This window comes from Ruegeria sp. AL2 (assembly GCF_056540845.1).
The window spans coordinates 93,466-114,039 of sequence record NZ_JBQFXM010000007.1 but is presented as its reverse complement, the minus strand read 5'-3'; the positions used below and the strand labels follow the sequence as shown (position 1 = coordinate 114,039).

Here is a 20,574-nt window from a genome sequence, read left to right as displayed (position 1 = left end):
CTGGACAGTGAGTATTTGGGAAAAGATGAAGTCATGACAGTCAATGAGATTTTTGAGACCATGGAATACGGCCCCGCCCCCGAAAGCGCCGCCGAGGCGCTGGCCTGGCTGGTCGATCAAGGCGACAAGTTCGGACACTATATCGATGGTGCGTTCACCAAGCCTGGCAAAGGGTTTGACAGCCGCAACCCTGCGACCGGGGAGGTTCTGGCGAAACTGACGCAGGCCAAGCAGGCCGACGTGGACGCCGCTGTAGCCGCCGCGCGCAAGGCTCAGCTGAATTGGGAGAAACTGGGCGGCGCGGGCCGTGCGCGGTATCTCTATGCAATTGCGCGCCTGCTGCAAAAGCATTCGCGTTTGTTTGCGGTACTGGAAAGCCTCGACAACGGCAAACCGATCCGGGAATCGCGTGACATCGATATTCCGCTCGCGCAGCGGCATTTCTATTATCACGCCGGCATGGCGCAGCTGATGGAAAGCGAGCTGCCCGACGCCGAAGCGCTGGGTGTGTGCGGTCAGATCATTCCGTGGAACTTCCCCTTGCTGATGTTGGCGTGGAAGATCGCGCCTGCGCTGGCGATGGGGAATACGGTGGTTCTGAAACCGGCTGAATATACCTCGCTGACGGCGCTGTTGTTTGCCGATATCTGCACACAGGCCGGTCTGCCGAAAGGTGTCGTCAACATCGTCACCGGAGACGGTGCCGTGGGTGAGATGATCGTGGCCTCGGACGTGGACAAGATTGCCTTTACCGGCTCGACCGTTGTGGGCCGTCGCATCCGTGAGGCCACCGCCGGGTCAGGCAAGGAACTGACATTGGAACTGGGTGGCAAATCCGCTTACATCGTCTTTGATGACGCCGATATCGACTCTGCCATCGAAGGGCTGGTGGATGCGATCTGGTTCAATCAGGGTCAGGTCTGTTGTGCGGGCTCGCGCCTGCTGGTGCAGGAAGGCATCGCCGACCGTTTCCACGACAAGCTGCGCGCCCGGATGGACACGCTGCGCGTCGGCAATCCGCTGGATAAATGCATCGACGTGGGCGCGGTTGTAGACCCGGTTCAGTTGCAGACCATCAAAGGAATGGTCGAAAGCAACACTGCGGGCCGTGTGCACCAAGCCGCCTGCGATCTTCCCGCAAACGGCTGCTACTACCCGCCAACACTGATCTCGGGGCTCGAGACCTCGGACCCGTTGATGCAGGAAGAGATCTTTGGTCCGGTTCTGGTGTCTTCGACCTTCCGCACACCGGAAGAGGCGGTCGAGCTGGCCAACAACACCCGGTATGGTCTGGCGGCGACCGTCTGGACCGAGAATGTGAACCTTGCGCTGGATATTGCGCCCAAGCTGGTTGCGGGCGTGGTTTGGGTGAACGCCACCAATCTGTTTGACGCTGCTGCCGGGTTCGGTGGGGTCCGCGAAAGCGGCTTTGGCCGCGAAGGCGGTTGGGAAGGGCTGAGCGCCTATACCAGACCCAAGGGCAAGGCCAAGCCGCTGGCAAAGGTCGAGGCAGCCATGGGCGAAGGGGCCCCGGTCGATCCGATCGACCGCACCGCCAAGATGTATGTCGGCGGCAAGCAGGCGCGGCCCGATGGTGGTTATTCGAAACCGATTTGGGGCAAGTCCGGCCTGCTGGGCCATGTGGGTCTTGCCAACCGCAAGGACGTCCGCAACGCGGTCGAGGCTGCGGCAGGTGCCAAAGGGTGGTCCAGGACCACCGGCCATCTGCGGGCCCAGATCCTGTATTACATCGGCGAAAACCTTTCGGCCCGCGCCGATGAATTCGCGGCGCGGATCGACGCCATGACCGGCAGGAAAGACGGCGCGAAAGAAGTTGAGGCCTCGATCCAGCGCCTGTTTACTGCCGCGGCATGGGCCGACAAATATGACGGTCAGGTGCATGGCGTTCCGATCCGGGGCGTGGCCATCGCCATGAAGGAACCCGTTGGCGTGATCGGCGCGCTTTGCGCGGATGAGGCACCGCTGCTGGGTCTGGTCTCGGCTATGGCGCCTGCGATTGCGATGGGCAACCGGACGGTTCTGGTGGCCAGCGAGCCCTACCCGCTTGCAGCGACGGATTTCTACCAGATCCTTGAGACTTCGGACGTGCCCGCTGGTGTGGTCAACATCCTGACCGGTAGTCATGCCGAGCTGGCGAAACCGCTGGCCTCGCATCTGAATGTCGACGCTGTCTGGTCGTTCTCGTCCACCGACCTGTCGAAAGAGATCGAGGTCGTTTCAGCCGGGAACCTGAAACGGACCTGGGTCAATAACGCGACGGCATTTGATTGGAGCATGGACCATTCCCGCCGCTTCCTTCAGGCTGCAACCGAAGTGAAAAACATCTGGGTGCCCTACGGCGAGTAGGGCTCCCTGCCAAGGGAGGCCTAAATGGATTTTTCAGGAAAAACCGTCATCGTGATTGGCGGAACCAGCGGTATCAATCGCGGCATTGCCGAGGCTTTTGCGGCCTCGGGCGCCAAACTGGCCGTGGCCAGCCGGTCGCAGGAAAAGGTCGATGACACCATCGCCGCGCTGAAGGCCGCGGGCGCACAGGATGCGATTGGGGCTGCGTTTGATGTGCGCGATGCCGACGCTGTGGCGGCGGGACTGAAGCAGTTCCATGACGCCTTCGGGGATTTCGATGTGCTGATCTCGGGCGCGGCGGGCAATTTCCCGGCGCTGGCGTCCGAAATGTCAGTCAACGCGTTCAAGACCGTGATCGATATCGACTTGATGGGCACGATCCACGTGATGAAGGGGGCGTATCCGTTCCTCAAACGCCCCGGTGCCAGCATCATCAATATCTCGGCCCCGCAATCCTATCTGCCGTATGAGGGCCAGTCCCATGTCTGCGCCGCCAAGGCGGGAGTCGACCAGATCACCCGCACCTTGTCGATGGAATGGGGTGTCGAGGGGATCAGGGTGAATTCGGTTGTGCCGGGGTTCATCGAAGGCACCGAAGGTGCGAAACGCCTTGCGCCCACCCAAAACGCCCACGAAGAACTTCGCCGGGACGTGCCGTTGGGCCGCTGGGGCCAGCCGCAGGACGTGGCCAATGCCTGCCTGTTCCTCAGCTCGGATCTGGCCAGTTATATCAGCGGCACGGTTCTGGCCGTGGACGGGGCACTCTATCAGCGCGGATCGGGCAAGTTCGGGCAGATGATGGGCGATATGCTGCGGAGTATGAAAAAGAGGTGAGCCGCAACTCACCCCTTGCAGTTCAGTTGGTTGTTTCCAGACCAACCGGCTTTCCAACAACAGTGAAATGCAGGCCGTCCGGGTCCAACAGTTCGGATGCAACGCGGTTCACGTCTTCCAGTGTGACCGCGTTCACCTTGTCATTGCGGGTGGCGATATAGTCGATGGGCAACCCTTCCATCTGCATCCCCACCATGATCCCGGCAATCTGCCCGTTGCCGTCAAATCGCAGCGGATAAGCGCCGGTCAGATAGGTTTTGGCATCGTCCAGTTCCTTCTGCGTCACCCCTTCGGTGGCGGCGCGCGCCCATTCGTTTCGAATAACCTCTATCGCCTCGGCAATGCGGTCATTGGCCGATGACACCGACCCCAGGTAAACCGAGGCCAGATCCTTGGGCACAAGATAGGTTCCAACCCCATAAGTCAGGCCACGCTTTTCGCGCACCTCCTGCATCAGACGGCTTTCGAACCCGCCACCGCCAAGGATGTGGTTCAGGATATAGGCGGCAAAGAAATCGGGATCGTCCCGATCTATTCCGGCATGGCCAAACAGCGCCACGGATTGCGGGGTGTCAAACTCGACAACACTGATCCCGCCGGGGATGGTCACGTTGGCCTTGCCCGGGATGGGCTTGCCCGTTTCCGGCAGGTCGGCGAGCAACGTGTCAAGCAATGCGCCCAGTTCTTCGGCCGTTATATCGCCGACGGCCCCCACATAGAGGCGATCCTTGGCAAAAACGCTTTCATACGCCGTAACCACATCATCCCGTGTCAGCGCCGAGACACTTTCGATCGTGCCCTTGCCTTCGGAACCGTAAGGGTGATCGCCATAGGCCATCTGGGCAAAGTTGCGGCCTGCAATCTCGTTCGGGTCGGTCTGATCTGATCGCAGCCCGGACAGGATTTGCGCGCGCACACGGTCAACCGCGTCCTGATCAAAGCGCGGTTCGTGAATCGTCTCACGCAGCAGGTCGGAAACCTCATCCCGGTTTTCGGTCAGAAAACGTGCGGAAATCGAAACCGTGTCGTCACCGGCGTTATAGCGGAACGATGCGGCCAGCGCCTCAAGCTCGCGCGCATAGGTCCGCGCGTCCATTTCGCCGGACCCTTCCTCGATCAACCCACTCATCAGATAGACCGCGCCGCGCTTGTCCGGGTCGTCCAGCGACGTACCGCCACGGAAGCGCAGTTCAAGCGCGGTGAAAGGGATGGAGTGATCCTCGACCAGCCATGCGGTGATCCCGCCGGGCGAGGTTACTTCCTCGATCTCGATCTCGGCCAAAGCGGGAAGTGCAACCAGACAGGTAATCAGCGTTGCGAGAAACCGTTTCATTGCGTCACCTCATCATCGCGCATCAGCCAGCCGGTGACCGACGCCTTGGGTTGCAGAACGTCGCGGGCGGCGGCGATGATTTCGTCTCCGGTCACGGCCTGAAGGATATCAGGCCATGCCTGCACGTCCTGTATTGTCAGGCCGCTGGTCAGGGCGCGCCCATAGCGGTTGCCGATCCCGTCCACATTGTCGCGCGCATAGGTCTGCGCAGCCCGCAACTGCATCTTGATACGGTTCAGATCGTCCTCATCGACACCTTCGGCAATGAAATCGGCCACGGCCTGATCCATGGCATCTTCGGCCTCTTGCAGGGAAACCCCTTCGGCGGGAACGATCAGCAGATCGAATGTCGTGTCATCCAGCGAGACGTCACGATAGAACGCCCCGGTATAAACAGCCATTTTCTGATCGAATTGCAGCTTTTCGTTCAGGTAAGAGGTCGTGCTGCCCCCCAGAAGTTCCGCCAACAGAAATAGGGCTGCCGCCTTTTCCTGATCGCCCGGATCGCGTTCCGGCGCCAGATAACTGCGCTGGACATAGGGTTGCGCCACGCGAGGGTCCTTGAATGTCAGACGACGTTCGGCGGTTTGCGGGGGTTCCTGCGACCGGACCCGTTCCGGCAAATCCGCATTGGCGGGAATCACACCGTAATACTGATCGGCCAGAGTGCGAACCTCGGCGGGATCAACGTCTCCGGTGACAACCAGAATGGCGTTATTGGGCGCGTAGTGGGTCTGGTAGAAAGACAGCGCGTCTTCCAGTTCCAGTTCTTCCATCTCGTGCTTCCAGCCGATGATCGGCACGCCATAACGGTGATTGAGGTATTGTGCTGCGCTCATCTGTTCGCCGAACAGGGCGCGCGGGTTGTTCTCGGTGCGCTGGTTGCGTTCCTCAAGGATCACATCGCGCTCGGTCACGATATCTTCTTCGCTCAGGCGAATGTTCCGCATCCGGTCCGATTCCATGCGCATCATCAGCTCAAGCCGGTCGGCGGCGACGCGCTGGAAATAGGCAGTGTAATCATACGAGGTGAACGCGTTGTCGTTGCCGCCATTGGCCGCGACGGTGGCCGAGAATTCACCTGGTGCCAAAGTATCTGTGCCCTTGAACAGCAGGTGTTCAAGAAAATGCGCGACACCCGACGACCCGATCGGCTCATCCGCCGATCCGGCGCGGTACCAGACCATGTGCTGCACAACAGGCGCGCGGTGGTCTTCGACCACGACGACATCCATGCCGTTGTCCAAAGTGAATGTGGTGACCGCTTCTTTCCCACCCTCGGCAAAAGCCGGTGTGGTGGCGATCAGGGCAGCCGACAAGGCAAGGGCCCGAACCATGGGGCATCCTCCGTTTCGTTTCTGTCATTCAAACTACGGTGGTGCGGCCCGGGTTCAAGCCCGATGACGGAAAGTTAAGAATTATTCATTCGGCGGCGAGGTTGGAGTCTCGACCCCGGCCCGGCGGGCGGCTTCGGTTTCCGAATACGGATCGATCGACTGGCGTTCGTAGACCTGATTATAGCGGTCGACAGGGAACAGGCGCAGACCGGTCCAGCGGCCTCGACGTTTGCGGAATGCGGCGTCCTCAGCTTCGACCACCTGCCGCGTATCGGGTGACACGCCATAACGGCTGGACGCCGTCACAAGCGCCGCATCCGACGACGGCACACCAGCGTTGGGGTTCAGGGCGGCGGCATTACCACCCAGCGCGACCACCAAATCGGCTTTGGGGGTCGGGTCTGTCAGATTCCCACCACCCGGCGTGGGTGCCGGCAGAAACGCGTAATCCTGAGGCTGGGTCAGCGGCTTGACTGGCAATACCGAAAATTCATCCGGACCCTGTCCCGGAGGCGCCAGATCCCGCAGTCCGGGATTCGAACATGCCGCGACCGCAGCGGCAACTGTCAGAACAAATATGGCGCGCGGCATCCGCATTGGTGTCTCCAGCCTGTTTCAGGCGCTTTTATCGCAAATCATTCCGCGCGTCACGAGGGCTTTTTGCCGTCAAACAAAACTAGCCCCAGCGCTCCGGCGAATATGAACACATCCGCCAAGTTGAACACAAACGGGTTGTTGATGCCACAGCAGGACATGTTCAGGAAATCCAGTACAAACCCATAGAGGAGCCGGTCGATCACATTCGCAAGCGCTCCGCCGATCAGAAGGCCGCCACAGAGCAACATGAATTTCGAACGCGTCGAACGACCAAGCCAGACAAGAACACCGATACAGATCACCACGGACACACTGATCAGAAACCAGCGTGCGGCCTCAGAGTCGCCCTGAAACAGGCCGAAATTAATGCCTCGATTCTCGCCGTATTTGAACACCAGCAGCGGTGGCAGAACATCGATACCGTCGGGCCGTTCAGCCACGCGCAGGACGTGAACGACCAGATATTTGCTGATCTGGTCGATCGCAAAGGCGGCCAAGGCTGCCCAGAGAAGCAGGCGTGACCGCATCAGTGACGGAAATGACGCATACCGGTGAAGACCATCGCCAGTCCGGCCTCATCGGCTGCGGCAATCACTTCATCGTCGCGCATGGACCCACCCGGCTGAATGACGCAGGTCGCGCCCGCTTCGGCGGCTTCCATCAACCCGTCGGGGAAGGGGAAAAACGCATCCGATGCCACGGCCGAACCGATGGTCAGCGGCTGCGGCAAGCCCAGCGTTTCAGCCATGCGTTCGGCTTTCTTGGCCGCGATCAGGGCCGAATCCACTCGGCTCATCTGCCCCGCGCCAACACCCACGGTCGCGCCATCCTTGACGTAGACGATGGCGTTGGATTTGACGTGTTTGGCCACTTTCCACGCGAACAACAGGTCACGCATCTGCGCGTCAGTCGGGGCTTTCTTGGTCACGACCTTGAGGTCGTCCATGCCGATAAAGCCGTTATCCTTATCCTGCACCAACAGCCCGCCAGCCACCTGACGGACGGTTTTGCCACCTTCGGTTACATCCGGCAGCGCCTCGGTCGTCAGCAGGCGCAGGTTTTTCTTGGCGGCAAAGATCGCCTTGGCCTCGTCCGAGGCACCGGGGGCAATCACAACCTCGGTGAAGATGCCCGTGATCTCTTGCGCTGTTTCTGCATCCAACGGCTGGTTCAGCGCAACAATGCCACCAAAGGCCGAGGTGCGGTCGCAGTCAAATGCCGCCTTGTACGCCTCGAGAAGGGTGGCACCTGTGGCTACACCGCAAGGGTTGGCGTGTTTGATGATGGCGCAAGCCGCGCCTGTCGCTGGATCAAACTCGGCCACCAGTTCAAAGGCCGCGTCCGTGTCGTTGATGTTGTTATAGCTCAGTTCCTTGCCCTGATGCTGTACGGCGGTGGCGACACCGGGGCGGTTGGTGCCGTCCGTGTAGAACGCTGCCTGCTGGTGGCTGTTTTCGCCATACCGCAGGGTCTGCTTCAACTCACCGGCAAACGCGCGGCGCTTGGGAGCGTCCAGTTGCAGCGCATCCGCCATCCAGTTCGAAACAGCGGCGTCATAGGCCGCTGTTCGGGCATAGGCCTTTTGCGCCAGCCACTGGCGGAAGCCATAGGATGTCTTGCCATAGTTTTCTTCCAGCTGATCCAGCAGGGAGGAATAATCCTCGACATCCACCACCACGTTCACAAAGGCATGGTTTTTTGAGGCCGCGCGGATCATCGCCGGGCCGCCGATGTCGATATTCTCGATACATTCGTCATAGCCCGCGCCCTTGGTGACTGTTGCCTCGAACGGGTAGAGGTTTACGACCAGCAGGTCGATGGCGCCGATGCCATGTTCCTCCATCGCCGCAACATGGGTGTCATTGTCGCGCAGCGCCAGCAACCCGCCATGCACCATCGGGTGCAGCGTCTTGACCCGGCCATCCATCATCTCGGGGAACCCGGTGATTTCGCTGACATCGCGAACCTCAAGCCCTGCATCGCGCAGCGCCTTGGCGGTGCCGCCGGTCGACAACAGTTCGATCCCACGCTCGGACAGCGCCTTGCCCAGCTCGATCAGCCCGGTCTTGTCGGAAACGGAAAGCAACGCGCGGCGCACGGGATGAAGGTCGGTCATGGGTCCAAAGGTCCTTTTGGCGTCAGTCAAACTTGGGCTCGTCCCGGTGCGTATCGCGTACGGCATAGGCTGTATCCTGCGCCTTGCTCAGCGTCCACCGGATGCGCGTCGCATACTCCATTGCGCGGCCATATAGAACGATCTGTTTTGTCGCGCGTGGCTTTAAACGGCCTTTTTCAAGGTAAACACTTGGTTCGACAGATAATTTTCCCACGCCATCATGGCGGAAAACCCAGATCTCGCCGCTTTTGAGCGCCATCGACACTGCCGCCCCGCCCAGATCCAGCGCCGCGTCAACGTCAGGATGCAGATGAAAACGGATGTCATAGCCAATGCCCTTGAGGCCCGAGGCGTCCAACGCCCTGTCGAACTGACGCTTGGCCTTGTCGGTTGCGGTCAGCAGAATATCCTCGACCGTCAGCTCACGCCCGTCAAAGCGCAATTCGAATGTGCGCGCGTGGGTCAGCCCGAAGACTTTGACATATCCGTCATGCCCGGCCATGAAACGGATGCCTTCGAACGCATCTTCAAAATCGACTGGAACGTCCTGTGGCGCGTCGACCAGCGCCTGACTTTCGCGGCCCGGCAACGGGTTGGCCAACCGCGCGCTCGAGAACCCGTCCAGACACAGGGTTGAGTGAGATGGGGTCGCACGCCCGGCACGGCGCCAATCCAGCCCGAAACTGGCCCCCGATCCACAATTCACGATCAAAGGGCGACGCCCCGAGGTCAGCTCGAACGCCAGCGTGGATGCGTGCGCGTTGAATGAGGCCGCTCCGGAGGGCGGCGCGCTGGCATCCACGATCACCGTGGTGCGTGCTGCGGCCAGGCGGGCATAGCCCATTGGCAGTTCGGTCGCCGCCTTGTGCTTGACGCCACTTTGCGCAAGCGCCTGTTCCAGCCGCCCTTCGACCCCGCGCCCGCCACCGTGAAACCGCGCCAGCGCGCCATCCGCATGGCGCAGACTGCGCAAGGTCGGTGCGATCCGCTTGATCGCCTTGGCCTGCGCGACAGGTGTGCCGCGTCCAAGATCGCTCAGCGCCGCCGACGTCCAGCTGAGCAGCATGAACACCTCAAGCAGCTCTTCCGGGTTGCGTGTTGGAATACCGCCCTTCGCATCCACCTGCCGGTCACACTCACCAGCCAAAGCCCGCAGGGCCGGATCGGCCATCTGCTCCAACCCCTCCAGCGCCAATCCGGCTTGCACAAGACCGGCCAGCGCCTCGAAACGCGGCAACCCGGGCGTCGCGGCCTGCCAGCGTTTGGACAGGAACCATGTTTGCTGCGCCAAAGACCGAAAGAACAGTTTGCTTTGCTTTTCATCTGCCCCGCGCAGCAGAAAAAGCGCATGGTTGATCCAGCGCATCACCCGCCGCCCGGTCAGGTCAGGCACCCAGCCCGGGCCCTGCCCGCGGCCATGCGTCTCGATCCAGCCCCAGACCCAGCGCTGCGCTTTTTCCCGTGCGCGCATATCACCGACAGCGGCCAGATCATCCAGCCATGCAAAACCATGGCGTTCCTCGTCAAAGCCGGCGCTGGGGGCAATGACATCCCACAACGCGGTTTCGTCTGCCTCGACCAGATAGCCGGCGAACAAGAGATTCCCCGCAACCAGCTGCCGCCCGCGCGCAAACGAACCAACGGTACGCGGCTGGGGCTGCGCAACAAACCCCGTAGCTGCCTTTTGCCGTTGGCTGAGACGCGCGTAGAAACGGTTCTGCAACCGCATCCACCGACTGGCCATGGTGTCCGAATTTGACATGCGCGTGTTACTCTGCCCCTTGCGCTCTGCTGGCGCTTGAGACCCAACGATAGACCGCGCCGATCGTCAAGTCATCGAAAAGCGTGCACTCAGGCGGATTTGTTCAGGCAGGCGATATAGAACCCGTCCATACCCCCGCGATCGGGCCAGTAGTCGGGCCGCAGACGCAGGCCGCCTTCCTCAGTGATCCAGTTGTCTTCGATGCCGGGTAAGTTCAGAGCGGCGCGATCAACACGCATGTCCGGATACATGCCCAGCGCGTCTTCGATCTGAACCTCGCCCTCATCCGGCAAGAGCGAACAGGTGCAATAGACCAGCCGCCCGCCGGGTTTCAGCAGCGTCCACGCATGGGCCAGCATCTGCGCCTGCAAATCGATCAGTCCGCCAAATTCCGAGCCATCCTTGGCAAAAGGCAAGTCAGGATGCCTGCGGATCGTACCCGTAGCCGAGCAGGGTGCGTCCAGCAAAATTGCGTCGTACTGACCCTGATGGTCCAGCGCGTCACCCACGATGACCTCTGCCTGCAACCCGGTCCGGGCGAGGTTTTCGCGCACGCGTTCGGTGCGCGCCGCGGATACATCCAGCGCCGTCACATCGGCCCCCGCCGCAGCCAGTTGCATCGTTTTGCCGCCCGGAGCCGCGCAAAGGTCCAACACCTTCTCGCCCGCCATCGGTGCCAGAACACGTACCGGCAGCGCGGCTGCCGCGTCCTGCACCCACCAATCCCCAGCCTTGTACCCCGGCAAGGCCGAGACCTGACCCGCATCCTGAATACGCACAGACCCGGTGGGCAGCTTTTCGCCCGGGGGGCCTTCTGCCCCCGGCTTCAGTGTAAGGTCCAGTGGTGCGCCCGCGAAATGCGCCTGTTCCATACCGGCAACCGCTTCGGCACCCCAGGCCGCGATCAGAGGTTCTCGCAACCACTCCGGCAGGCGCGGGACACGCATTTTCGGCCATGCCTCGGGACCCTCGGACGCGACCTTGCGCAAAACAGCATTCACCAGCCCTTTCAGACGCCCGTGCTTGCGCGAGCGGCTGATGATTTCAACCATGGAGTTCACCACCCCATGCGCGGCTTCCCCGTTGCACAGTTCGACCGCACCCAGCCTCAGCGCGTTGTGTACGGTCAGGGCGGGTGTTCGGTTCAGGTGGTTGTCCAGCAGACGGTCGGCGCGCTCCAGCCCGCGCAGGGTTTCCGACGCCAGCCGCTGGGCACGCGCGCGATCCTCTGGCCCCAACCGATCCAAAGCGCCCGCAGCGAGGCATTCAGACAACAGGCGGCCTTCGCCCAGAACCTGATCCAATAGATAGATTGCGCTGCGCCGTGCTGCTGTCGCGCTGTTTGTCATGGTACTGCCTTCATGTGACCTGTGCCCGCATTGCCATTGGCGGACGCGGGCGTATATCAAGGCTATGCACGGAAAGGAACCCGATGTCATGAGTGACGACCGCAAAGACCTGCCCCCCGCCGCCCAACGCGCGCTGGCTGAAGCGGAAGAACGCCGCCAAAAAGCCCGGGCCGAGGTCAGGGAAATGCCCAAGGAACTGGGCGGACGCGATGGGTTGGACCCCGCCCGTTACGGCGATTGGGAAAAGAAAGGCATCGCCATCGATTTCTAGGCCCTCAACCGCGCAGGGCCTTCAGAAAATCATCGATCAGGGCGCGCTGTTTCCTGGACTGCGCCCGATCTTCAGGCCATGTCAGCCAATACCCGTCCTTGGTTTGCAGCTCTGGCAGCTCCAACCTGCGCAACCGGCCATCCTTTAGATCACCGGATGCCAGCGGAACCGAGCCCAGAACGATCCCCATTCCGCGCCTTGCCGCCGAAACGGCGTGCTCCATCGAATCCAAACTGACATGTGATGGCGCGACTTCTCCATGCCCGCATTTCCGGACCCACTCGCGCCAGCCCGGACGTTCACCGCGCAGATCGATCAGGGGGGCACCCCATTCAACACCCGGCGCGGCCATCGGCACCAGCACCTCGCGCGCGATCAATACCGCGTCGCGCCCGGCCCACACCCCCCTGCCATAGCGGATTTGCAGCCAGGTGCGTTCCTCGTCCAGCGACGACCGGCGCGCAACCGAGTCGGTCATCACCCGCACCTCGGGGCGCAGATTTCGGAACACAGGCAGGGCTGGTACAACAAGGGCGTGAATGTTTGACGACAACCCGGCGACCCTGAGTTCGCGTGGCGATTTTCCAAACAGATCCTCGGTGTTGCGTTCCAACGCCAGCAGGCTGTCCTGCACGAGCGGCAGATAGCTTTCACCTTCGACCGTCAGCGACACGCCGCGCGCCTCGCGCACAAACAGGGACCGGCCCAGCCACGCCTCAAGATTGCCGATCCTTTGGCTGACAGCGGCCTGCGTCAACCCGAACTCTTTCGCCGCGGCCGAGAACCCGCCAAGCCGCCCGGCGGCTTCGAACACGCGCAACCAATCCAGCGGCGGTAATCCGGTCTTATTCTTAGCCATTAGTTTTTCCAAGCCTCAGCCGAAATAAGGATTAATTGTCGTAATGCCACGAACGGCGTATCTGCTCAACCAAAGCCCGCGCCGAACAGGAGACCCCCAATGCTGCGCACCGCCACCCACGACACCTCGATTGTTACAGTCGCGTTTGATACCGGGACCAAGGCCCGTTTCCACGCCATCTGGCTGCGCGACAACGCGCTGGACGCTGATACCCGCGCACCGGGCAACGGTCAGCGCCTGATCACCATCGGCGATATTCCTGCCGACATCTCGGTCAGTTCAGCCGAGGTGGTCGCGGGCGACCTGCAAGTCACGTTCCAGCCTGAGGGCAAAACCGTTACCTTCCCGGCGGACTGGTTGGCCGAAAACGGCTATGACCGCGATCATGACATTGCGCTGGGTCGCATCGCCGCCGGCATCACGACCTGGGAGAGTGGCATCGCCGCGCCCAGCGGCGATTGGAACGAGGTCCAGGCCAACCCGGCTGCCAAGCGCAATTGGTTGGCCGCTGTGGCCGAGTTCGGCTTTGCCAAGCTGACTGGCGGCCCGACCGAGCCTGAATCGCTGCTGAAGGTCGCTGACCTATTCGGCTATGTCCGCGAAACCAATTATGGCCCCTATTTCGAGGTGCGGACCGAGGTGAACCCGACCAACCTTGCCTATACCGGGCTTGGCCTTCAGGCGCATACCGACAACCCCTATCGCGACCCGGTGCCGACCTTGCAAATCCTCTATTGTTTGGAAAACTCGGCTGAAGGCGGGGATTCCATCGTTGTTGATGGCTTCCGCGCTATCGAAAAACTGCGTGACGCAAACCCCGAAGGCTTTGCCCTGCTGGCAGGATATCCGGCGCGGTTCGAATACAAGGGCTCGGACGGGGTCTGCCTGCGGTCACGCCGTCCGATGATCGAGTTGTCGCCGGATGGCGAGCTGATCGGCATCCGCTTCAACAACCGCTCTTCTGCCCCCTTCGTAGACGTGCCGTTTGACAAGATGGAGGCTTATTACGCCGCCTATCGCCAATTGGGGAATATCATCGACGATCCGGCGATGGGCGTTTCCTTCAAACTGGAACCGGGGGAAAGCTTTATCGTCGACAACACCCGCGTCCTGCACGCGCGGCTTGGCTATTCCGGAGCCGGATCGCGCTGGTTGCAGGGATGTTACGCCGACAAGGACGGGTTGCTGTCCACACTGGCGGCCATGGAGATGGTGCAGCCGGAGGCGGCGGAATGAAACCCGATTTCTCGACCCTGAACCGGGACAATATCGTTGCCTTCATCGGTGACATCTTTGCGCGCCGCGGCGGTGAAGAATATCTGGGCGAGCCTGTCACCATGGCCCAGCACATGCTGCAAGGCGCCACCATTGCCGAGCAGAACGGGATGCCCGAGGAAATCATCGTCGGCGCATTGCTGCACGACATCGGCCATTTCACATCCGAGTTCGGCACCTACCACCCGGATGACACCGAAGACCGCCACCATGAGGACGCAGGCGCCGAGGTACTGGAGCAGTTCTTCCCTTCGGTCATCACCGATTGCTGCCGCTATCACGTGGCGGCCAAGCGGTATCTGTGTGCCACCAAGCCCGAGTACTTCAATCGCTTGTCCGCCGCATCGGTTCACACGTTGGAACTGCAAGGTGGTCCGATGAGCGCCCAAGAAGTTGCCGCGTTCGAAGCCAACCCGAACCTGAAAGAGATCATTCAGGTCCGCTATCTGGATGAGGCCGGAAAACGCGCGGATATGGAAACCCCTGACTTTGCACATTTTGCGCCGATGGTGCAGCGTATGGTCGACAAGCACATGGAGGCCGCATGAACGCCCCGGAATATATCTTTGAAGCCAGCACCAAACCCTCGTTGCCCTGGCACGAGGTTCCCCTGATCCGCGCAACGGACGCCTCGGTCAAAGGTTATGGATGTCTGGTCGATGATCCCGAAGAGTTCGAGATCGAGATCACCCGCTGGCCACAGCAGGGGTGGCGGCCGATCGACGAAGGCACAGGCGATGAAGGCGGCTGGGTCGAAGGCACCTTTCGCGGTGAGTGGAAGGGAGACGTGCTTTACGGCGAGAACGAAGCGGTCAATGGCCACTATGTCCTGGGATGGTCAACCGATCCGCAGCAGGCGCAGACAAGCCGCCAAACAGCGCCCCGCGATCAGGTGCTGCTGTGGCACATGAACTATCACCCGGATGGCGGGCAGATGTTCTGGCCGCTCGACAACAAGCCCTTCATCATTCCTGCCGCGTTGCCCGGCGACAACCTGACGCCGGAAAAGGTGGTGGCGTTCTGGTGCGACGGTTCGCGCGGGCTGTATATCCATCCCGGTATCTGGCACGAGGGGATATTCCCGGTTGAAAACAACCAGCGGTTCCTCGACCGGCAGGGTGCAGTACACGCGCGGGTCAGCGCTGATATCGGTCAGGAATTTGGCGTCTACCTCGCCTGCCCGCTGCGCGCCGACAAGATCAGGGACTTGTAAGAAAAGCACCGCTTGTTGCTGCGGTGCTTTTTTGGAGCACCGCATTCATTCGATTTGTTGATTTGACCGCGTATGTTTAGCAGCGCCTACAACCCCAACACATCCACCATGTCATACTGACCCGGCGCCTTGCCCTGCCCCCACAGGGCCGCCTTCAGCGCGCCGCGGGCAAAGATGGCGCGGTCCGTGGCCAGATGGCGCAGGACGATGCGTTCTCCGGGGGCGGCGAACAGAACATCATGTTCCCCCACGATGTCGCCGCCGCGAATAGCGTGAAAGCCGATATCTCCGCGCTTGCGCGCGCCGGTGATGCCGTCCCGGCCCCGGTCGGACACATCCGACAACTCGACGCCGCGCCCTTCGGCTGCGGCCTCACCCAGCATCAGCGCCGTGCCCGAAGGTGCATCGACCTTGTGATGGTGGTGACCTTCGATGATCTCGATATCGAAATCCTCATCCAATGCGGCCGCGACCTTTTTGGTCAATTGCACCAGAAGATTGACGCCAAGGCTCATGTTTCCGGCCCGAACGATCACCGCATGGCGCGACGCGGGTTCCAAAGCTGCGATCTGTTCGTCGGACATGCCGGTGGTGCCGATCACATGCACACAGCGCGCCTGCGCGGCCAGCGCGGCAAATTCCAGAGTCGCTTCGGGCGCGGTAAAGTCGATTACGGCCTGCGCCTGTGCAAACGCCTCCAACGGGTCGTCGGTCACGGTCACGCCCAGCGCGGGGCCGCCCATCGCTTTGCCCACGTCCTGACCGATCCAGTCATGGCCTTTCCGCTCGACCACACCCACCAGGCGCGCCTGATCGCTGTCGGTGACGGTCTTGATCAGCATCTGCCCCATACGGCCCGAAGCCCCTGTGATGACGATCCCCGGAATATGGGTCATTGCGCTGGTCCTTTTCGTTAAGTCGGCTCGAAGCCTCCTACCCCGTTCGCGCCCGCTTGGCAAAGCCCCGCTTTGCGCTTAGATCGGGGATTATGGCAAAGAACAAATTCCATGATGGCCCCGGCCCGTCCCAACGGCAGCTGCGTGTCGGCGAACTGATCCGTCGCACTCTGTCCGAAGTTCTGGCGCGCGGAGATGTCCATGACCCCGACCTGAACCGCTTGTCGATCACAGTGGGTGAGGTGCGCACCTCGCCCGATCTGAAGATCGCCACCGCCTATGTGCTGCCCCTTGGCGGCCGAGGGCAGGAGGACGTAATCGAGCTGCTGGCCCGCAACAAGGGTGAGCTGCGGCGTATGGTCGGCAAGAAAGTCGGCCTGAAATTCGCGCCCGATCTGCGCTTTCGGCTGGATGACACGTTTGACCGTCTGGACGACACCCGCCGTATGTTCGAACAGGACGCGGTGCGCCGCGATCTGGACGAGTGATCCGCACGTTTGTCACATTGGCGACGCTTCTCTGGGCCGCGCAGGCAGGCGCGGTCACTTGTGAAAAGCTGACCCATGAGGACAAACGTTATACGGTTTGTAACGTCGATGCCGCCATTGAAGATCTGCGGCTGTTTCTGAACGGCAAAGACGGTCAGGTATTGGGGCATTTTTCGTCGGTCAACGAAGTGCTGGCCCCGGAAGGCAAACGGCTGGCTTTTGCAATGAACGCGGGCATGTATCACGACGACCGTTCACCGGTTGGCCACTATGTCGAGGACGGGCAGGAACAGATGCGTGTGATCGCCAACCCCGGCCCCGGCAATTTCGGGTTGCTGCCCAATGGCGTGTTCTGCATCCGCAAGGGCCGGGCGGATGTGTTTGAAACGCTTGATTACGTGGATCAGGCCCCCACCTGCCGCTTTGCTACCCAATCCGGTCCAATGCTGGTGATCGACGGAGAACTGCACCCGCGCTTCCTGCCCGATTCGACCTCGCTTTATGTTCGCAATGGGGTCGGCACCAGTTCCGACGGTACGCGAGCGGTGTTTGCGATCTCGGAAGATTATGTCACCTTCCACGAATTCGGGCGTCTGTTCCGCGATGTGCTTGGCACACCAAACGCGCTGTTTTTCGACGGCAATATCTCGCGGATGTATGAGCGGGCCAGCAACCGCTCGGATCTCGGATTCTCGCTGGGGCCGATTGTCGGCGTGGTCGAAGAAATGCCCGCAAATTGACAGCGGCAGAGTGATCCGCTAACTCGCGCGCCTTAGCAAGATTCAAGGTGCATGATGGGACGTAAACGCAAGGGTCGCGACATTTCCGGCTGGCTGGTGGTGGACAAGCCCGCGGGCATGACCTCGACCGCCGTGGTCAACAAGGTGCGTTGGGCGATGGATGCCAAAAAGGCGGGCCATGCGGGCACGCTGGATCCCGAGGCGACCGGCGTTCTGGCAATTGCCTTGGGTGAGGCAACCAAGACCGTTCCCTATATCACCGATGCGTTGAAAGCCTATACCTTCACTGTGCGCCTGGGGCAGGCCACCAACACGGACGATGCCGAGGGCGAAGTGATCGCGCAAAGCGATACGCGCCCCTCGGATGACGATATCAAGCAGGCGCTGACCCGGTTTCTGGGTGACATCATGCAGGTGCCGCCCAAATTCTCGGCGGTGAAGATCGACGGCCAGCGCGCCTATAAACTGGCCCGCGATGGTGAGGACGTGGAGCTGACCGCCCGCCCCCTCTGGGTCGAGGAACTGATCCTTGTCGACCGCCCCGACGAAGACCATGTGGTGCTGGAGATGACCTGCGGCAAAGGCGGCTATGTGCGCTCGATTGCCCGCGATCTGGGCGAGGCGCTGGGTTGTCACGCCCACGTCAAGGAACTGCGCCGCATCTGGTCCGGCCCCTTCGAGGCCGAGGACGGGTTAAGCATCGAGCAGATTGACGAAATGGCGAAAACAACCGCGCTGGACGAATATCTGCACCCACTGGAAACCGGCCTGTCCGACCTGCCCGAGCTGAAATGCACCGCCGAGGGGGCAACCCGTCTGCGCAATGGCAATCCGGGCATGGTGCTGGCCTCAGACATTGAATACGGCGACGAGGCCTGGGCATCGTTCGACGGCAAGGCCGTGGCCGTTGGCATCTATAAATCCGGTGAATTGCACCCCAGCCGGGTGTTCGTCGACTGAGAGCCGTGTTAGGCGAAGGGCATGATCACCCGTTCCCACACCAAGGGCGACGCGCCCTCGACCGCCATCTATTCCGATTGCGAGAAATACCGATATAGCCTGACCCGCATCTGGAACCCTGAAGGGCGCAAGGCGCTGTTTGTGATGCTGAACCCGTCAACCGCGACCGAGGTGCAGAACGACCCGACGGTGGAACGCTGTGAACGGCGCGCACGCGCGCTTGGGTTCGGCGCGTTTCAGGTCACGAACATCTTTGCCTGGCGCGACACCGACCCGCGCAAGATGCGGGCTGCCGCCGATCCGGTCGGACCCGATAATGACGCGGCCATTCTGGACGGCGTGCAATGGGCCGATCAGGTCATCGCGGCCTGGGGCACGCATGGCGCGCATCTGGAGCGTGGCCCTGCGGTGGAAACCCTGTTGCGAAGCACCGGCCAATCGCTGTTCCATCTGGGCCTGACCAAAGACGGTCACCCCAAACATCCGCTTTATATCGCATACACGCGGCAGCCTGAGGTCTGGTGACAAAGGATTAACCATTTCAAAGGTTTACATTTGACCTGGTGACGGGAGACATGGGATATTCCACCCTCGGAGCATCATGCTTTCGGAGGGGTTCAATGTTTCTGGCCGGATTGCTTGGACTGGCCGCCATCGGCGGCGCTGCTTACGCGATGAGCGATTTTCTGATCGAAGAGGACGACACGCCGGATGAAAACCCGGAAGGTGAGCCATCGGCCGGGGTTGATACCGGTGAGTTTCTGGTCATCGTCGAGGGTGTCGAAGACCCGGAAAACGCTGACACCGAACCTTCGCCGGACAATGGCGAGGCACCCTCCACCGGGACTGTGATCTCGGAATTTGAAGGCGATCTCGTGATTGCCGGTGGCGATGGCTCGGACGTGATTACCGGGCAGGACGGTGTCGATCAGATCAACGGCTATGGCGGGGACGACACGATAAACGGTGCCAAGGGCAACGACGTTCTGCACGGGGGCGACGGCGCGGATGAGATATCGGGCGGTCAGGGAAATGACATCCTGCACGGTGAGGCGGATGACGACCTTTTGTTTGGTGATGACGGGGATGACGCCCTTTACGGTCACTTTGGTGACGACACTCTGGATGGCGGTGCGGGTGAGGACGAACTGTTTGGCGGTCAGGGCGACGACAGCCTGGACGGCGGCGCCGGGGATGATGCGTTGCAGGGCGGGTTCGGGGATGATGTTCTGAACGGTGGCGACGGTGAGGATACCGTCTTTGGCGGGGACGGAGACGACTTTGTTTTCGGGATCGAAGAGGGTGCCGCCGAAAGGGATTTCCTGAACGGCGGTTCGGGTGACGATACCATTCTGGCAGGCGGCAAAGACGTGGTTACGGGCGGTGACGGAGCTGATGACATCGTGCTGAACCCAGGCGACGATCAGGTGACCGTGATGGGTTTTCAACCCGGCGAAGACAAGCTGCTGGTGACGTGGGAGGATGAGACCGACCCGGCAATCGAGGTTGAGGTCGACGCCGAAAACGCCAACCTGACAAGGGTTTTCATCGATGGCCAGGAAGTTGCGCAGGTATTTGGTGCCGAAGGGATGACAGTGGCCGACATTCAGCTGATCACCGAAGCCCAGTTGGCGCAATACGGTCAGATGATTTGAGCCCACAGAAACCCTTTGCCATTTGGGTCAAATGCGCTTATACGCGCCCATCCGCAACGGAATCGGTGCGGTCTTCTCCATGGGCCTGTGCTGGACGACATCCCGGCCTGCGCCATCAACTCTAACCTTAAAAGGAGACCCCGATGTCGATCACTGCCGCTGAAAAAACACGTGTCATGCAAGAATTCGCAACCAAAGAAGGCGACACCGGTTCGCCTGAAGTTCAGGTTGCTATCCTGACCTCGCGCATCAACACCCTGACCGAGCACTTCAAGACCCACAAGAAAGACAACCACGGTCGTCGTGGTCTGCTGAAAATGGTTGCTCAGCGCCGTAAGCTGCTGGACTACCTGAAGGGCAAGGAAGAGGCGCGCTACCAGGACCTGATCAAAAAGCTGGGCATCCGCCGCTAAACGTAATTGTTACGTTTTGTACCGGTTCTGAACCCCGGTTTGTAAGATTTGTACGCCCGCCCAATTGGCGGGCGTTTTCTTATGTGGACGAATGTCAAGTATTCCAACC

At 61.0% G+C, this 20,574-nt stretch carries 21 protein-coding genes; 12 read left to right on the top strand and 9 right to left on the bottom strand.

The window, feature by feature from the left end; all coding sequences use genetic code 11:
* Positions 1 to 33: 33 nt before the first annotated feature.
* Together ACR0ID_RS11530 and ACR0ID_RS11525 are read left to right on the top strand one after the other, a co-directional pair.
* Positions 34 to 2,367, top strand: coding sequence for an aldehyde dehydrogenase family protein (locus tag ACR0ID_RS11530; RefSeq protein ID WP_480605498.1), 2,334 nt, complete (start codon positions 34 to 36; stop codon positions 2,365 to 2,367).
* 24 nt (positions 2,368 to 2,391) lie between these two features.
* Complete coding sequence (locus ACR0ID_RS11525; protein ID WP_480493935.1) at positions 2,392 to 3,201, top strand: SDR family oxidoreductase; 810 nt, start codon at positions 2,392 to 2,394, stop codon at positions 3,199 to 3,201.
* Positions 3,202 to 3,223: 22 nt separating this feature from the next.
* On the opposite strand, the gene ACR0ID_RS11520 is transcribed toward ACR0ID_RS11525, so the two are convergent.
* The 7 genes from ACR0ID_RS11520 to ACR0ID_RS11490 all read right to left on the bottom strand — a co-directional run bounded on the left by ACR0ID_RS11520 (position 3,224) and on the right by ACR0ID_RS11490 (position 11,695).
* Positions 3,224 to 4,534 carry a M16 family metallopeptidase gene (locus tag ACR0ID_RS11520; RefSeq protein ID WP_480517963.1) on the bottom strand — a complete coding sequence of 437 codons (1,311 nt, stop codon included), beginning with the start codon at positions 4,532 to 4,534 and terminating at the stop codon, positions 3,224 to 3,226.
* The gene (locus tag ACR0ID_RS11515) at positions 4,531 to 5,871 is read right to left on the bottom strand and encodes a M16 family metallopeptidase (RefSeq protein WP_480517965.1); all 1,341 of its coding nucleotides are present in this window, start codon (positions 5,869 to 5,871) and stop codon (positions 4,531 to 4,533) included. The genes ACR0ID_RS11520 and ACR0ID_RS11515 overlap by 4 nt, the downstream gene beginning before the upstream one ends.
* Before the next feature lie 81 nt (positions 5,872 to 5,952).
* On the bottom strand, positions 5,953 to 6,468 hold the full coding sequence (locus ACR0ID_RS11510; RefSeq protein ID WP_480474232.1) for a DUF3035 domain-containing protein: 516 nt from the start codon (positions 6,466 to 6,468) through the stop codon (positions 5,953 to 5,955).
* Positions 6,469 to 6,518: 50 nt separating this feature from the next.
* Complete coding sequence (gene lspA / locus ACR0ID_RS11505) at positions 6,519 to 6,995, bottom strand: signal peptidase II (protein WP_480474233.1); 477 nt, start codon at positions 6,993 to 6,995, stop codon at positions 6,519 to 6,521.
* Positions 6,995 to 8,584, bottom strand: coding sequence for a bifunctional phosphoribosylaminoimidazolecarboxamide formyltransferase/IMP cyclohydrolase (gene purH, locus ACR0ID_RS11500; RefSeq protein WP_480605494.1), 1,590 nt, complete (start codon positions 8,582 to 8,584; stop codon positions 6,995 to 6,997). The genes lspA and purH overlap by 1 nt, the downstream gene beginning before the upstream one ends.
* 22 nt (positions 8,585 to 8,606) lie before the next feature.
* On the bottom strand, positions 8,607 to 10,346 hold the full coding sequence (locus ACR0ID_RS11495; RefSeq protein WP_480605493.1) for a heparinase II/III family protein: 1,740 nt from the start codon (positions 10,344 to 10,346) through the stop codon (positions 8,607 to 8,609).
* 89 nt (positions 10,347 to 10,435) lie between these two features.
* A complete protein-coding gene (locus ACR0ID_RS11490) occupies positions 10,436 to 11,695 on the bottom strand; it encodes an RsmB/NOP family class I SAM-dependent RNA methyltransferase (RefSeq protein ID WP_480605491.1) in 1,260 nt (419 codons plus the stop codon).
* A gap of 88 nt (positions 11,696 to 11,783) precedes the next feature.
* Here ACR0ID_RS11490 and ACR0ID_RS11485 point away from each other — a divergent pair, with 88 nt between their 5' ends.
* Positions 11,784 to 11,966 (top strand): DUF1674 domain-containing protein, encoded by a 183-nt coding sequence (locus tag ACR0ID_RS11485; RefSeq protein ID WP_480605489.1) that lies wholly within the window; start codon positions 11,784 to 11,786, stop codon positions 11,964 to 11,966.
* A gap of 4 nt (positions 11,967 to 11,970) precedes the next feature.
* Here ACR0ID_RS11485 and ACR0ID_RS11480 read toward each other — a convergent pair whose 3' ends face one another.
* Complete coding sequence (locus tag ACR0ID_RS11480; RefSeq protein WP_480605487.1) at positions 11,971 to 12,825, bottom strand: LysR family transcriptional regulator; 855 nt, start codon at positions 12,823 to 12,825, stop codon at positions 11,971 to 11,973.
* A gap of 99 nt (positions 12,826 to 12,924) precedes the next feature.
* Here ACR0ID_RS11480 and tmpA point away from each other — a divergent pair, with 99 nt between their 5' ends.
* The 3 genes from tmpA to ACR0ID_RS11465 are packed head-to-tail and all read left to right on the top strand — an operon-like array spanning position 12,925 to position 15,313.
* Positions 12,925 to 14,061 carry a 2-trimethylaminoethylphosphonate dioxygenase gene (gene tmpA / locus ACR0ID_RS11475; protein ID WP_480605484.1) on the top strand — a complete coding sequence of 379 codons (1,137 nt, stop codon included), beginning with the start codon at positions 12,925 to 12,927 and terminating at the stop codon, positions 14,059 to 14,061.
* Positions 14,058 to 14,648: a (R)-1-hydroxy-2-trimethylaminoethylphosphonate oxygenase gene (gene tmpB, locus ACR0ID_RS11470; protein WP_480493940.1), complete on the top strand. Its 591-nt coding sequence runs from the start codon at positions 14,058 to 14,060 to the stop codon at positions 14,646 to 14,648. Before tmpA ends, tmpB begins: the two co-directional genes overlap by 4 nt.
* Positions 14,645 to 15,313 carry an ureidoglycolate lyase gene (locus ACR0ID_RS11465; RefSeq protein ID WP_480474243.1) on the top strand — a complete coding sequence of 223 codons (669 nt, stop codon included), beginning with the start codon at positions 14,645 to 14,647 and terminating at the stop codon, positions 15,311 to 15,313. Before tmpB ends, ACR0ID_RS11465 begins: the two co-directional genes overlap by 4 nt.
* 86 nt (positions 15,314 to 15,399) lie before the next feature.
* Here the strand turns inward: ACR0ID_RS11465 and dapB are convergent, their stop codons facing one another.
* Positions 15,400 to 16,209, bottom strand: coding sequence for a 4-hydroxy-tetrahydrodipicolinate reductase (gene dapB / locus ACR0ID_RS11460; RefSeq protein ID WP_480517976.1), 810 nt, complete (start codon positions 16,207 to 16,209; stop codon positions 15,400 to 15,402).
* A 92-nt stretch (positions 16,210 to 16,301) separates the two neighbouring features.
* Between dapB and rbfA the strand changes: the two genes are divergently transcribed.
* From rbfA to rpsO, 6 genes are all read left to right on the top strand, one after another.
* Complete coding sequence (gene rbfA / locus ACR0ID_RS11455) at positions 16,302 to 16,697, top strand: 30S ribosome-binding factor RbfA (RefSeq protein WP_480474247.1); 396 nt, start codon at positions 16,302 to 16,304, stop codon at positions 16,695 to 16,697.
* Entirely contained in the window at positions 16,694 to 17,437 is a 744-nt protein-coding gene (locus tag ACR0ID_RS11450; protein ID WP_480517979.1) for a phosphodiester glycosidase family protein, read from the top strand. Before rbfA ends, ACR0ID_RS11450 begins: the two co-directional genes overlap by 4 nt.
* Positions 17,438 to 17,491: 54 nt before the next feature.
* On the top strand, positions 17,492 to 18,397 hold the full coding sequence (truB, locus tag ACR0ID_RS11445) for a tRNA pseudouridine(55) synthase TruB (protein WP_480494047.1): 906 nt from the start codon (positions 17,492 to 17,494) through the stop codon (positions 18,395 to 18,397).
* Positions 18,398 to 18,418: 21 nt separating this feature from the next.
* Positions 18,419 to 18,922 (top strand): DUF1643 domain-containing protein, encoded by a 504-nt coding sequence (locus tag ACR0ID_RS11440; protein ID WP_480605480.1) that lies wholly within the window; start codon positions 18,419 to 18,421, stop codon positions 18,920 to 18,922.
* Positions 18,923 to 19,017: 95 nt separating this feature from the next.
* On the top strand, positions 19,018 to 20,052 hold the full coding sequence (locus ACR0ID_RS11435; RefSeq protein WP_480605478.1) for a calcium-binding protein: 1,035 nt from the start codon (positions 19,018 to 19,020) through the stop codon (positions 20,050 to 20,052).
* A 143-nt stretch (positions 20,053 to 20,195) separates the two neighbouring features.
* On the top strand, positions 20,196 to 20,465 hold the full coding sequence (gene rpsO / locus ACR0ID_RS11430) for a 30S ribosomal protein S15 (protein ID WP_480474255.1): 270 nt from the start codon (positions 20,196 to 20,198) through the stop codon (positions 20,463 to 20,465).
* Positions 20,466 to 20,574: the final 109 nt, after the last annotated feature.

Coding starts and splice junctions, on each gene's coding strand:
- dapB (WP_480517976.1), bottom strand. CDS start 16,209: ATGACCCATATTCCGGGGATCGTCATCACAGGGGCTTCGGGCCGTATG.
- rpsO (WP_480474255.1), top strand. CDS start 20,196: ATGTCGATCACTGCCGCTGAAAAAACACGTGTCATGCAAGAATTCGCA.
- ACR0ID_RS11515 (WP_480517965.1), bottom strand. CDS start 5,871: ATGGTTCGGGCCCTTGCCTTGTCGGCTGCCCTGATCGCCACCACACCG.
- ACR0ID_RS11530 (WP_480605498.1), top strand. CDS start 34: ATGACAGTCAATGAGATTTTTGAGACCATGGAATACGGCCCCGCCCCC.
- ACR0ID_RS11525 (WP_480493935.1), top strand. CDS start 2,392: ATGGATTTTTCAGGAAAAACCGTCATCGTGATTGGCGGAACCAGCGGT.
- ACR0ID_RS11480 (WP_480605487.1), bottom strand. CDS start 12,825: ATGGCTAAGAATAAGACCGGATTACCGCCGCTGGATTGGTTGCGCGTG.
- purH (WP_480605494.1), bottom strand. CDS start 8,584: ATGACCGACCTTCATCCCGTGCGCCGCGCGTTGCTTTCCGTTTCCGAC.
- ACR0ID_RS11510 (WP_480474232.1), bottom strand. CDS start 6,468: ATGCGGATGCCGCGCGCCATATTTGTTCTGACAGTTGCCGCTGCGGTC.
- truB (WP_480494047.1), top strand. CDS start 17,492: ATGGGACGTAAACGCAAGGGTCGCGACATTTCCGGCTGGCTGGTGGTG.
- ACR0ID_RS11435 (WP_480605478.1), top strand. CDS start 19,018: ATGTTTCTGGCCGGATTGCTTGGACTGGCCGCCATCGGCGGCGCTGCT.
- ACR0ID_RS11490 (WP_480605491.1), bottom strand. CDS start 11,695: ATGACAAACAGCGCGACAGCAGCACGGCGCAGCGCAATCTATCTATTG.
- ACR0ID_RS11495 (WP_480605493.1), bottom strand. CDS start 10,346: ATGTCAAATTCGGACACCATGGCCAGTCGGTGGATGCGGTTGCAGAAC.
- ACR0ID_RS11440 (WP_480605480.1), top strand. CDS start 18,419: ATGATCACCCGTTCCCACACCAAGGGCGACGCGCCCTCGACCGCCATC.
- ACR0ID_RS11485 (WP_480605489.1), top strand. CDS start 11,784: ATGAGTGACGACCGCAAAGACCTGCCCCCCGCCGCCCAACGCGCGCTG.
- ACR0ID_RS11520 (WP_480517963.1), bottom strand. CDS start 4,534: ATGAAACGGTTTCTCGCAACGCTGATTACCTGTCTGGTTGCACTTCCC.
- rbfA (WP_480474247.1), top strand. CDS start 16,302: ATGGCAAAGAACAAATTCCATGATGGCCCCGGCCCGTCCCAACGGCAG.
- tmpA (WP_480605484.1), top strand. CDS start 12,925: ATGCTGCGCACCGCCACCCACGACACCTCGATTGTTACAGTCGCGTTT.
- tmpB (WP_480493940.1), top strand. CDS start 14,058: ATGAAACCCGATTTCTCGACCCTGAACCGGGACAATATCGTTGCCTTC.
- lspA (WP_480474233.1), bottom strand. CDS start 6,995: ATGCGGTCACGCCTGCTTCTCTGGGCAGCCTTGGCCGCCTTTGCGATC.
- ACR0ID_RS11465 (WP_480474243.1), top strand. CDS start 14,645: ATGAACGCCCCGGAATATATCTTTGAAGCCAGCACCAAACCCTCGTTG.